Consider the following 12591-nt stretch of genomic DNA (forward strand, 5'->3'; position numbering starts at 1 on the left):
CGGCCGGCCCGGCACCGGGGGATGCCCCGCCCGATGGGCCCGAGGCCGGTCCCGGATCGGCCGACTCGGGCCCCGAACCCGCCCGGTTCCGCCCCCTCGCCCCTCGCCGTCCCGTTCGGGTAGGATGGGCCGTTGGCAGTATGTCGGGGTCCCGATCCGCCCGCCTGCCCGGCCCGCCGCCGCAAGGCGAGGGGTCCGCCCGCGATCGCGGGAATATCCGCATCGCAGGCCGACTCGCTCCCCGGCCTGGCCGGCGGCCCCTGGCCGGCCGGTCCCGGATCGGCCCCGCGACCGAACCCATTCCCGCCCTGACCGGAGCGAACTCCCGATGACCGACAAGAAGACGCCGGTGAACCGCCGCAACTTCCTCCAGACCTCCGGCCTGGCCGCGGGCGCCGCCGCGACCGCGGGCGTCGCCTACCCGCACCCGGCGATCGGCAAGGTCCAGGGCGCCAACGAGCGCCTGAACTTCGCCATCATCGGGCCCGGCGGCCGCGCCCAGGGCCACATCAACCACCTGCTGGAGCTCGGCGACGAGGAGAACGTCAAGATCGCCGCCGTCTGCGACGTCTGGGACGGCAACAAGGAGGTCGGCCGCGGCCTCTACCCCTCGGCCGAGAAGTGCGGCCTGAACGTCGACGACAAGAAGAACGTCACCAAGGACTATCGCACCCTGCTGGACCGCGACGACATCGACGCGGTGCTGGTCGCCACCCCCGACCACTGGCACGCCAAGCAGTGCATCGACTTCATGGAGGCGGGCAAGGACGTCTACTGCGAGAAGCCGATGACCCACACGATCGACGAGGCTCGTCGTGTGGCCGAGACCGTGAAGAAGACCGGCCAGGTCTTCACCGTCGGCGTGCAGTCGACGGCGCATCCGCAGTGGCGGATGGCCAACGAGCGGATCACCAAGGGCCAGATCGGCAAGGTCATGCAGGCCCAGACCCAGTACTACCGCAACAGCGCCATGGGCCAGTGGCGGTACTACCCGCTCACCGAGGACATGAACCCCAAGACGGTCGACTGGAAGATGTTCCTCGGCACCGAGTTCGGCCTGGCCGAGGACCAGCCGTTCAACCGGGCCCGCTACGCCCAGTGGCGCTGCTACTGGGACTTCGGCGGCGGCATGTACACCGACCTGTTCGTCCACCAGCTGACCCACATGCTGCTGGCCCTGGGCCTGCGGTTCCCGCGCCGGGTGGTCGGCGGCGGCGGCCTGTACCTGGAGTATGACGGCCGTGACGTGCCGGACGTCGCCACCGTGGTGGCCGACTACGACGAGGGGGCCCAGGTGATCGTCACGGCCACCATGGCCAATGACACGCCCATCGACGAGGTGATCCGGGGCCACACCGGCACGATCAAGTTCACCTACGAGGGGTTCGACATCACCCCGCAGGTCCTCCGGGGCGCCCCCGCCCCGCCGAGCCGCGAGAGCGCCGGCCAGGACGGAGTGGAGCGCGTGAACGCCGGCTTCGACCCCCGGGGCGACGCCGACACCCGGGCCCTCTGGAAGCACTTCATCGGCTGCGTCCGGAGCCGCAACCAGGAGACCCTCTGCCCGGCCGACCTCGGCTACGCCGCCATCGCCACGGTGAACCTGGGCGTCGACAGCTACCGCCAGGGCAAGGCCTACTTCTTCGACAAGGAGAACGGCCAGGCCTCCGAGGCCGACGACTCCTGGGCCAAGAAGTGGGAGAAGGTCTCCCACAACCGCGGCCTGCCCCAGCACGTCATGGGCTGGGACGCCGACGTGAAGGAAGGCTCCGTCCTCTTCCCCCCCGACTACCAGAAGCTCGAAGGCGACTGGGTCGACGGCCAGGACCCCGCCAAGCGGGCCTGATCTCGGTTCGCTAACCGCCAACTCCCGGATGGCTGGGGTCATCTCGACCCCAGCCACCCCGCCGGGCCATCCGATAACCGCCAGGGGAGCACTCCCATGATCGGCGGGACTGACACAATCATCCCCACCGACGCCGGCCCGGCCAGAATGCGCCTCGCCCTCAAGGTCATCCTCGCCCACTGGCCCGACGCCGTCGCCGAGGACGCCAACACCGGCGAGCCGTTCTCCCTCCGTCCCGAGTTGCCTGCGTCTCTGCCCGATGAACTCTTCGTCTACCAGGACAGTCCCACCGCCTGTTCCTGGGAGCAGCTCGGCCCCGATCCTTCCCTCGCTAATACGATGCTCCACTTGATCCGCTCGGACGACAATTTCACCGTCGTCGACGACAATCCCGCCCCGGACATCCTTCTCTTGGCCCACAAGATTGATGCTTGCATCCGGCCCATCGTACACTACACTGGACGACGTTGAGCTCGCCAGGATCAAGCCGGCAAGCCGGGCTGGAGTCGGCACGACCAGCCTCCCCGCCTGCACCTAATAATGTATGTCGATCTGCGGATTCAGCACCATATGATTATCTTGAATCGACAATATTGGATTCCGGTAATAATCTCCGGCAATCAAGACAATTTCCTGTTAATAATGACGAGCAAAGGATTGTGCTTGCCAATCTGGAAAGACGACAGCTTAGCCTATCAAATTGAAAAGAAACTCAAGGGGGTCGCCTGTTTCAGATTGATTAATTCGGAAGATTTATTGATTAAATTAATGGACGATTCATCCTGTTGCATTTTGTTCATCGATGGCGCAATAAGCGATTTTGAATTTCGATGGGGAATGATGTCATCGATACGCAAGGACACACTTGAAATTCCAAGCATATTCAACATTAGAGACAATTTAGCCACATGGCCATTTATTCTAAGCATGCTAAAGAAGGATTTAAAGCGTGGTTTCAACGAAACGAAATTCGATGATTGGGAAGCTCAGTTAAACCATCAGTGGGCCACGTACAAATTTAGAAGATACAGAGATATAAAACAATTCGCGATCAAACAGGAACAGTTAGCGACAAGCACAAAAGCATTGACAGAATCACAGCACCAAAAAGCTTGGGATGGTTCCATGGCCTGTGCCGACTGCGGCTATAAATGGAAGTCGCGAAGGGAGACGCCACCCGCGCGGTGCCCGTCCTGTAATTCCAAGAATGTTCATGCAGGGTAATGCATTCCCGGGCGGCGAAGCAGCAAGAAATCGGAATAAATACCTCCCATATCGTTTGAACTGAGCTTTGCCGCGGCTTCTTGGCGCTCGGCGACCCGGACAACAAGGATGTCCGGGTCACCCGTAAGCCTGTCATTCGCCTTGGGCTAACTCCTCAAGCTTGCCAGTGTGTTCTCTAAGAAATTCAAGAGTATGGCCATTAGAACGATAAATCCGTTCTTGCTGATCTCCATCAGGTTCGGTGACGGAGCAAATGCTTGTGATCTGACCAGAAGATGCCTCGCGAATACGCTTATGTGCAGAGCCAACAGGACGCCGTAAAGACCTGCCAGATTCAAGGTTTAGCTCTCGAAGAAGGGTAGACTGATCGATCACACCATCTGAGCGAACGAGTGCCAGAAGAAACTTGGCAGTCAGCGAACTCATATCATCGAAAAAGACACCGCCATCAACTTCCGGGCTATTGTTAGAAACGGCAGACTCTTCAGATTCCAGATTGTCCGTCCTGGCGTCATGTTGCTCGCCATTCATTAATGGCGTGTTGAGGTCAGCCGGGGCAGGACGGTAATTGTCCCCAAATACTCCGAGTCTTACCAATTCAGCGTACTCGGTTGTGCTGCAACTAATCCTCTGATTATTGTGAATAACTTCCACCGCGGAGTCTCCCTGTTGAATCAGAATTGGTTCGGCTGTACTAATTGTAGCGGTTGCAGGGCGAAGGGCAATGGCAAATCAGAAGAATTATCATGATTTTCCCGGCGGGCGGGTGGCACTGGTGGCCCCTCCACTCCGCCACAGCCACCTGTCGCCGCATAGGGCGACGGAGGAAATCCTATGAAAACCATCGGTGTCGACCAGACGTCCCTCGACGATTGCGTCCGCGACGCCCAGCAGGAGCGGATCATCCTCACCCGGGACGGGGTCCCTGTCGCCCCGATCGTCGGGCTGGAAGGACTCGACGCGGAGCAGCTCGAACTCGGGATCAGCGATGCGTTCTGGAAACTCATCGCCGAGCGCCGCGGCCAGCGGACGATGACTTGGGATGAACTCGAACGGGCGTTGCCGGGGTAATGTCCGGACGACGGTCGGGCCCGCGGGGATCGACGGGTCGCGTGGGCCTTGCCTGATCAGAAGGTGTAGGTGAGGAGCCCCTTGACCGTCGGCTTGACCTTGCCGGCGTCCGGGCCGGTGGTGGCGCCTCCGAGGCCGACGCCGATCTCGAAGGAGAGCTGGCCGGACTTGGACTTGGAGACCTGCTGGACGGCCTTGCCGGCCTTCTTCAGCGGGTCGAGGTGGGGCTTGACCTCCTCGACGAGTCGGCCGGGGTCGGTGTGCCTGGTGAAGCGGTCGGCGGCGGAGGCGACGGCACCGAAGCTGTCGACGGCGCCGGTGAAGAGGGTGCCGAGCTGGCTGAGGTCGGGCATGCCGGGGCCGAGCCTGAAGCCGATCCGGGTGCTCCACTTCTCGGGGCCGACCTCGCCGCCGAGCGAGACGCCCCGGTAGCCCAGGCCGAGCGTCAGCTTGCCGTCCCAGCCGGCGGTCACCTTCGAGGAGAAGTCGCCCTTCTTGAGCGTGCCCTCGGCGCCGCCGGGGGCGACGTTCCCCTTGAGCTTCAGGTCGTGCCGCGTCTTCAGGTCGGCGGTGAGCCCGCCGATGCCCAGCGTGACCTGGCCGTCGGAGCCCTTGACGACGGTGACCTCGGTGGGGATGTTCGCCAGCGCCTTGAAGTACTCGGCGAACTTGGAATCGCCCGAGGTCGGCGCGGCGGGGATCTTCGGCGGGGTGAGCAGGTTCGGCGTGGGGGGGGGCGGCAAGAACGAGGGGTCGAGCGGGGGAGGGAAGAGGTCCAGGGGCCTCGGCCAGGGCAGCGGCATCAGCGGGAGGCCGTTGGCCAGGGCCCAGCGGTCGAAGAGCAGGCGCATCCTGATGTCGGAGAGCCGCTCGGAGCCGGGCACCTCCCGCCAGAGCAGCCAGGGGAGCTCGTCCCGGGCGAAGAGGCTGAGCCGGGGCGTCTCCCGGCCGAGCCAGCGCCAGGCCCGGGTCTCGTCGGCCGTCATCGAGCCGAGCAGCCACGGCGTGTCGAGCTTCAGATCCGCGTTCGATTCGGGGGGGGGCATCGCGTGGCCTCCGTTCGGGGCCGGACGGCGGCCGGGCCGGAGATCCGCCCGAATCGAGGCCGCCCGGCCCGATCGAACGGCCGAGCCTCGATCGACTCGATGCAGGACCACCCCTCCCCGATCCCCGACCGGCGTACTGCCGGGTGAGTCAGACCGGATCGCCTGGACCGGACGGGGCCCGGGGGGCTCTCCCCGGGGAGTCCGGATCTCCATGCGCTTCAAATCAACACTCGTATCCCGGGCGGCGTCGGCGACACGCCCGCCCCGCCGCCTCGGCGGGCCCGATCGGCGGGCCCGGGGTCGCCTCAGCGGCCGGAGGAATAGCGGCGGACCTCGGGGGAGGTCAGGTAGATCGACACCACGGCGGTGACGGCGAGGATCGCCAGGCCGAGGTTGACCTGGTCCCAGTTGATCCGCTCGGTCAGCGGGATGATCCGGGGGACGGCGTGGTCCTCGATCAGCAGGCCCTCGCCACCTCGGGGGCGGACGGCCGGGGGGGGCCCGGCCCCTTCCCCCTCGGGCACCTCGGCGACCGGCACGCTGGAGGCGAGGGCGATGGGCAGGACGATCATGGCCACCACGTCGATCAGGCCTCCCATGAGCAGGGCGACCAGCAGCAGCCGGGCCGACCGGTTGCGGACCAGCCGGACCGCCGCGAAGACGCCGAAGGCGCTGACGGCCGACAGCAGCAGGAAGCCCCAGCGGTGCGGCAGCTCGGCGTTCATGAGGTAGAGCGCCAGCGAGGCGACCGCCAGCCCGGCGCCGACGATCCCGGAGGTCGCGCCGACGATCATCACCCCGAAGGGAGGGGTCGCGGACCGCAAGGGGGCCGCCTCGACTTCCAGGACGTCGAAGGTCGTGTCCCGGGCGCCGGTCTCCTGGTCGAGGCCGCATCGGGGGCAGATCGACATGCCGGCGGGGACCACGCCGCCGCAGGAGCAGCGTCGGGTGCCCTTGCGGGCCTCGGCGGCGGCGAGGCGACGGGGGCGCACCGGCTCGTCGTCGTCGATGAAGCCGGCGGCGTCGGCCTCGGCATACGAGGAGGGCCCCCCGGGGGCCACGGGGACGGCTCCAGAGGAGGGGCCGGGATCGCCCCCCTTCCTCGGCCGAGGGGCGGGGCGGTCGTCGTCGTCGTGCAGCAGGGGCAGGTCGAACTGGTCTCGGAGGTCGCCGGAGAGGGTCGGGATGTCCGGTTCCTCGTCCCGGGGTCGGCTCGGGACCGGGGGGCGGGCGAGCGGCAGCTCGTCCATCGAGGGGGAGGAGGAGGGCCTGGCCGTGTCCACCCCCGGCAACGACGACCGTGCCGCCGCCCCCGGGTCGCCGACCCGGAAGGAGGTGGTGCACCTGGGGCACTTGAGCTTCCGGCCCTCGGCCCCGGTCGGCACGTTGAGCACCGTCTCGCAGCGAGGGCAGCGCGTCTTGAGGGGCATGGGTTGCGATCCACTCTCGACTCGACGCTCCCAGGCGACGCCCCGGGGGTTCCCGTCCGCCCCGGGCCGCGATCGCGCCGCCGACCAGTCCGCCTGCTGGGTCTGCGCCATTGTACCGGCCTTCGCTTACCAGAGAAGAAGCTTCGCCGTCCGCCGACTCCCGCCGGCCCGTCCGGGCATCCCCGGACGCCGCCCACACGGCGGGCGTCTAAAGTGCATGATATCATGCATTGTCAAGTGGAGCCCGGCCACCCTCTTCGGGGCCGGGCGGGATCCAGGGTGCCGAGGGGCACCTCGGGCCGCTTCACAGGGACTAGGACCCGGCCGAGGGCCGGATCGGGCCGCCCCGACGGTCAGACACGCGTCGGGGGGCCTGGCTATCTTACACCATGTCGGCCGGGCGCCGACTGCATTTTTTCGGAGGAATGGGCCGGGGGACGATCGCCGGGCCGGGGGAGGATCCATCGGGCGCGACGGCCGGGGGGCTCAGGGGGGGGCGTGGCCGGCGGGCTCAAAGTCGCCGGACTCCACGGCCTTGCGGGTGGCTTCGTGCCGGAAGTCGAACATTTTTCCGAGCTTGTGGCGGATTACGTGGTCGCCGAAGAGGCGGCCGAGCAGGCCCATCGGCGGCTCGTAGTCGACCTCGTCCCGGAGGATGGTGCCCCCCCGGCCGTCGTCGAGGAAGTGGTGGACGTGGTACCAGCGGGCGAAGGGGCCGGACACCTGGCGGTCGGCGAAGCGGTGGGGGGGCTCGTACTCGGTGTGCTCGGCGACCCATCGCATGGGCATCGGGCCGACCCTGGAGACGAGCACCACCCGGGAGCCGGGCCGGATGGAGTCGGCCTGCTCCTCGACCCGGACTTCCTCCCAGGGGGGGATCAGCCGCTGCAGCGCCCCCTTGCTCTCGTGGAAGGCGAAGACCTCCTCGGGAGGGGCGGCGATCCGGCTCTCCTTGACGAATTTCATCGGCGGTTGGCCCTCGAACGCGGGGATTCGGGGAGGGAAGGTCCGATTCGTCTCTTTGGTTTAGGCCGATCGGAGGCGGGCGGCAAACCGGGAGGTTCCCAGTTCCGCCGTCGCCTTCAGGAGGATCAGCAAGAGGAGCGCCGGGGTCGGCGAGCCGAGCATCATCACCCCGAAGCCGCCCAGGAAGAGGGTGAGGTGCAGGACGATCATCCGGCCGTAGGCCCGGGCCATCAACCCCAACGCCGAGCTCGAGGCCCGGCCGTCATTCCGGGAGGCGTCCCGGAGGACCGAGGCGACCACGGCCGAGGCGATGAGCCCGGCGGCCAGGGCCACCTCGCCGGTCGGCAGCCGCGAGGGGGCCATGGGGTCGAACCGGCTGATCGGCCCGCCGCCGACGAACAGGGTGAAGACGAAGACGCCGTGGACGACCCAGAAGATCCCGAAGTGCAGCAGGAAGAACCCGGCCACGCCGACCCGGGCGGCGATCGGGAATCGGCGATCGGGGGACGGGGCGGGATCGGGATCGGCCGACGCCTCGACGTCGGGCGCGATGGCGTCGGGGGGGGAGGGGCGGCCCGACCGCTCCCGCAAGCCGGGGATGATCCCGGGCAAGCCCGCCCCGATGGGCCCCCCGGGGGCGGGGAAGAGGACCAGCCGGGCGGCGGTCTCCAGCCCCTTCAGGCCGTTCTCGATCCAGTAGACGACCATCACCGGCGCCACCGACCAGCCGAAGAACAGCACGCCGACCAGCGGGACCAGGTTCTCGACGACGGTGGCCGCCGGGTGGGCCCGCGGGGCGTCGGTCATGGCGATTCGGCTCCGGGGGCCGGGGGAGTCCGGGCGGGGGCGTCCGTCCCGGGGAGCCTATCGCTCCGGGGTCCCGGAGGCCAGCGGGTCGAGGATGGGCATGACGAGTAAGCACGCGTCGATGGCCTCGGGCCCCCGCCCCCTTGACCGGATCGAGCCGACCGAACTAGCATGAGTTGCATCTCGAGCGGCCCGGGATCTCGGTCCGCCTCCATCTTCCGAACTCATTTGCCCATCCCGAGATGAAGACACCGAAGCCGTCCGACCGACCCGCGGCCACCCCGGAGCCGGGGGCCGGGGCCGATCCCGCCACCGAGCGCGAGGCCGAGGCCGAGGCCCCGGCCTCGAAGCCGGCCCCCGAGCCGATGACGCCGCAGCGCGTGCTGGAGTGGAATGCCTACTACGACCTGTTCGTGGCCGGCTTCGCCCTGCTGCTCTGCTTCGTCGCCTCGGCCACGATCATCGACACCCCGGCGATCTGGAGCCACCTGGGCGCCGGCCGCCTGATCGACGAGCGGGGGGGGCCGATCACCGTCGAGCCGTTCTCCTACGGCGTGCCCGAGGGGACGCGGTGGGTCGACCTCTCCTGGCTCTTCCAGTGGGGCTCGTATCACGTCTACCGGCTCGGCGGCAGCCTGGCCGAGGCGATCGAGCAGCCCGAGAAGGCCGACCAGTTCGCCGCCGGGGCCCTGGTGGCGCTGAACGCGGGGCTCCGGACGCTGGCGGCCCTGCTGCTGCTGCTGATCCGGCGCCGGGGGCCGGGCCTGTGGTGGGTGGCGGTCACCACGGCGCTGGCCCTGGGGATCGTCGTCACGCCGCTGGGGGGCGACCCCGTGCGGCTGGCCCTGGGGGGGCTGGTGGGCATGGGGGCGGTGGTCTCGCCGTCGACCTGGGGGCTGCTCCTGCTGGTCGTCGAACTCCTGCTGCTGCACTGGGCGTACGACCTCGGCCGCAGGGGGGCGAGCTTCGCCCTGGTGCCGCTGTTCGCGCTGTGGGTGAACGTGGACGGCTCGTTCGCCGTGGGCCTGCTGCTGCTGGCGGCCCGGGTCATCGGCTCGGGGATCCGGCCGGGGCGGGTCGACTCGGCCGGGGGGGGGGAGGCCCGGGCCCCCGGCCTGGCCTCGGGGCTGGTCGTCCTGGGCCTGGCGGCGGCGGCCTGCGTGGCGAACCCGTCGACGGTCCTCGCCTTCGGCGTCGGGTTCGGGTCGCTGCTGGAGGCCTTCGGCCCGGCCCCCGAGACGCTGCTGCAGGACCAGCTCACCCTGCTGCCCTTCGGCCCCCGGGGGGAGCAGAGCCGGGAGCTGTTCTTCGGCGACGAATACTCGAAGGTCCTCAGCGGCTACCTGCTGCTGGTGTTCCTGGGCCTGGGCTCGTTCCTGCTCAATCGCCGGCGGTTCGACCTGGGGAGGCTGCTGATGTTCCTGGTCGCCTCCGCCCTGGCGCTGCTGCTCTGGCGTATGCAGGACGTGATGGCGGTCGTCTTCGCCGCCTGCCTGGCGCTGAACGGGCAGGAGTGGTATCAGTCCACCTTCGGGACCGAGGGGAAGCTGGGGGCCGGGTGGCGGGTCTGGTCGGTGGGGGGGCGGCTGGCGACGCTGTCGCTGCTGGCCCTGGCCGTGCTGGCGGGCCTGACCGGCATCGGGAAGCGCTTCGGCGAGCCCCCCTTCGGCTTCGGCCTGGAGGCCGACCGCTTCGCCTTCGAGTCGGCCGACTACCTGAGGGACGCGCCGATCGAGGGGCGGGTGATGAACCTGCGGCTCGCCCTGGGAGACGCCCTGAACTGGCGGAGCTACCCGGTCCGGCAGTCGTTCGTCGACTCCCGGCTCCCGGAGAACGCCGCGTACCTGCTGGACGAGTACGACGCGGTGCGTCGCGCCCTGGTCGACGGCGAGACGGAGACCTGGCGGGAGATCCTCGACCGCTACGGGGTCAGCGTGCTGATGGTCGACGTGCCGGTCGGCGGCGACCTGAGGAGCCGGCTGACCGACGCGCTGGACAACAGCCCCGACTGGCTGCCGTTCTACGACGACGGCTCGGTCCTGCTCTACGGCCGGCTCGACCAATCGGAGGCGGTCAGCCAGGCCGACCGCGAGTACTTCCGGGGCGAGCGGCTGGATGCGAAGGCGATCGCCTTCGGCCGGGGCAACCCGCCGAGGCCGTTCGACCGGCCGCCGCAGCCGACCGACGTGCTCGACCGCTTCTCCAACACCCGGGCCCTGGCCCCGGTCCAGCCCCACGTGCTGGCCGCCCGACGCTGGCTCGACCGGGGCACCCAGGCCTCCGGCCCCGGCGGGGTGCCGGACATCGCCTCCTGCCTGCTGGCGATCCAGGAATCTCGGGACGCCCTGGCCGTCCGGCCGGACGACCCCGACGCCTTCTTCGTGCTGGGGATCGCCTACCGCTACCTCGGCTCCCAGGAGGCCGAACTGCTCGCCACCGCCGGGGACCAGGCCGTGCTGGCCGGGCAGCTGACGCCCCCGATCAACGTGAGGCGGCAGCAGCGGATCACGGCGCTGAATTCGTTCATCCAGACCGTCCCCCGCCCCCCAGCGAGCCCCGAGTCGAGGCTCGCCCTGCGGGGGGCGCACCTGGAACTGGCCGGGCTCTATGAGACGACCGGGTTCATCGACCTGACCCGGGACCAGCTCGCCGCCACCCTGGCGCTGTTCGACACCTCCGAGGCCGCCACCGAGGAGGAATTGCAGGTCATGGAGAGCATCCGCCAGAGCGACGAGGCGCTGGCCGAGCAGGTGGAGCGCGTCCGGGTGCAGGTCGAGGAGCTGGAGCTGCAGGGCCAGGCCGACCCGGCCCAGCTGGGCATGCAGGCGATCTCCCTGGGCCTGGCCGAGACGGGCCTGGATTACCTGATCGAGGCCGAGCAGTCCGGCGTGGGCCTGGCGACGGTGCGCATGCAGCTGGTGGACCTGCTCTGCGACATCGGCCGTCCCGACCAGGCGATCCCGTACCTCAGCGGGGGCGACGAGCTGAGCCTCTCCAGCGGCCCCGGCACCGCCCAGTTCCGCCAGGGTCGGGTCTACTTCCTGATGGGAGACTACCGGACCGCCTCGGAACTCTGGAGCACCCTCGCCCTGCCCCAGCTCCGGGCCTCCCGGGCCCAGGAGGCGATGCAGACCGCCTCCCTGATGCTCACCGGCCAGCCGATGCCCGCCGTGCAGGCGGCCCTGAACGTGCCGACGCAGCTCACCCAGCAGGCCGAGTGGGAGTACCTGCTCGGCATCACCCTGCTCGAAGGCGGCTTCCCCGCCGAGGCCGCCGAGCCGCTCCGCTCCTGCCTGGAGCTGGTCCCCGGCCTCCAGTCCCGCCCGATCGTGGCCTACTACCTCGAACAGCTCGGCGTCGAGGTGCCCCCCCTGCCTTCCGGGGGGGAGGAGGGAGCGGAGCAGCCGGCCGCCACGGCAGACGCCGTCGAGGAGCCCTCCGGGAGTGAGGCCCCGGCCCCGGCCGAGCCGCCCGCCGACCCGGCCCCCGCCGGGTCTGGGCCCCCTCCTCCGACCTCGGGGGAGGAACAGCCCGAGCCGGACACGACCGAGCCCGAGCCCGCCGCCGAGCCGGAACCTGTCGATCCCCCCGGGCTCTGATCCGGGCGCGCCCGGGTCGGCCCTCGTGGGGTCGGCCGTCCAGGCCGATCCCCCTGCTCGCCAGGAGGTCGGCCCGCCCGGCCGACCCCGCGACCGAGTCGTCGTGCCCGACGCCCGCGTTCAGGACTCGGACTCCTCCTCGGCCATCGCCGCCGCCTCGGCCTCCTGCCAGCGTTCGAACCGGAAGACGGCGCGGGTGCGGAAATGCTGGAAGTGGCGGGAGTGTTCGAGTTCGCCGGTCCGCTCGAACTCCCGGTAGCAGCGGGCCATCCGGAAGCACTCGACGAGGATCGACGGGCCGTACCCCTCCAGGTTGCACCCGTGGTGGACCTCGCCGTCGACGAGGTTCTCCCCCTCCATGGTGGCGATCAGCCGACCGGATCGGTCGAAGACGGAGACCTTCAGGACGCCCGAACCCTTGCCGACGCAGGAGAAGGTCATCCCCATCTCGTCGACGTCGAACCGGGATTCGACGTTCGACCATCGCCTCGGCCAGGCGTCCCGGACCAGCTTGATTGCGTCGAGGGCGGTCCCCAGCATCGGCCTTCGCCTCCTTGCGCGCCGAGGGGGGACCGTGCGTCCCCCCGCTCCTACCGTTATCG

At 69.0% G+C, this 12591-nt stretch carries 10 protein-coding genes; 4 read left to right on the top strand and 6 right to left on the bottom strand.

Features of this window, described 5'->3' with window-relative positions; translation table 11 throughout:
• Nucleotides 1-328 precede the first annotated feature (328 nt).
• Together ElP_RS01550 and ElP_RS01555 are read left to right on the top strand one after the other, a co-directional pair.
• The gene (locus ElP_RS01550; RefSeq protein ID WP_145266606.1) at nt 329-1846 is read left to right on the top strand and encodes a Gfo/Idh/MocA family protein; all 1518 of its coding nucleotides are present in this window, start codon (nt 329-331) and stop codon (nt 1844-1846) included.
• A 96-nt stretch (nt 1847-1942) separates the two neighbouring features.
• A complete protein-coding gene (locus tag ElP_RS01555) occupies nt 1943-2317 on the top strand; it encodes a hypothetical protein (RefSeq protein ID WP_145266608.1) in 375 nt (124 codons plus the stop codon).
• A gap of 885 nt (nt 2318-3202) precedes the next feature.
• Here ElP_RS01555 and ElP_RS01560 read toward each other — a convergent pair.
• Nucleotides 3203-3724, bottom strand: a complete 522-nt coding sequence (locus ElP_RS01560; RefSeq protein WP_145266610.1) for a hypothetical protein — start codon at nt 3722-3724, stop codon at nt 3203-3205.
• Between the two features lie 180 nt (nt 3725-3904).
• Between ElP_RS01560 and ElP_RS01565 the strand changes: the two genes are divergently transcribed.
• Nucleotides 3905-4141 carry a hypothetical protein gene (locus ElP_RS01565; protein WP_145266612.1) on the top strand — a complete coding sequence of 79 codons (237 nt, stop codon included), beginning with the start codon at nt 3905-3907 and terminating at the stop codon, nt 4139-4141.
• A gap of 56 nt (nt 4142-4197) precedes the next feature.
• Here ElP_RS01565 and ElP_RS01570 read toward each other — a convergent pair whose 3' ends face one another.
• The 4 genes from ElP_RS01570 to ElP_RS01585 all read right to left on the bottom strand — a co-directional run bounded on the left by ElP_RS01570 (nt 4198) and on the right by ElP_RS01585 (nt 8390).
• Nucleotides 4198-5187 carry a hypothetical protein gene (locus tag ElP_RS01570; RefSeq protein WP_145266614.1) on the bottom strand — a complete coding sequence of 330 codons (990 nt, stop codon included), beginning with the start codon at nt 5185-5187 and terminating at the stop codon, nt 4198-4200.
• 305 nt (nt 5188-5492) lie between these two features.
• Nucleotides 5493-6617 carry a hypothetical protein gene (locus ElP_RS01575; RefSeq protein ID WP_145266616.1) on the bottom strand — a complete coding sequence of 375 codons (1125 nt, stop codon included), beginning with the start codon at nt 6615-6617 and terminating at the stop codon, nt 5493-5495.
• Between the two features lie 486 nt (nt 6618-7103).
• Nucleotides 7104-7583 carry an SRPBCC family protein gene (locus ElP_RS01580; RefSeq protein WP_145266618.1) on the bottom strand — a complete coding sequence of 160 codons (480 nt, stop codon included), beginning with the start codon at nt 7581-7583 and terminating at the stop codon, nt 7104-7106.
• Between the two features lie 60 nt (nt 7584-7643).
• Nucleotides 7644-8390: a DUF6498-containing protein gene (locus ElP_RS01585; protein WP_145266620.1), complete on the bottom strand. Its 747-nt coding sequence runs from the start codon at nt 8388-8390 to the stop codon at nt 7644-7646.
• 242 nt (nt 8391-8632) lie between these two features.
• On the opposite strand from ElP_RS01585, the gene ElP_RS01590 reads away from it, so the two are divergent.
• The gene (locus ElP_RS01590) at nt 8633-11989 is read left to right on the top strand and encodes a tetratricopeptide repeat protein (RefSeq protein ID WP_145266621.1); all 3357 of its coding nucleotides are present in this window, start codon (nt 8633-8635) and stop codon (nt 11987-11989) included.
• Between the two features lie 120 nt (nt 11990-12109).
• Here ElP_RS01590 and ElP_RS01595 read toward each other — a convergent pair whose 3' ends face one another.
• Complete coding sequence (locus ElP_RS01595; RefSeq protein WP_145266623.1) at nt 12110-12529, bottom strand: hypothetical protein; 420 nt, start codon at nt 12527-12529, stop codon at nt 12110-12112.
• Nucleotides 12530-12591: the final 62 nt, after the last annotated feature.

The organism is Tautonia plasticadhaerens (genome assembly GCF_007752535.1).
Taxonomy (GTDB): domain Bacteria; phylum Planctomycetota; class Planctomycetia; order Isosphaerales; family Isosphaeraceae; genus Tautonia; species Tautonia plasticadhaerens.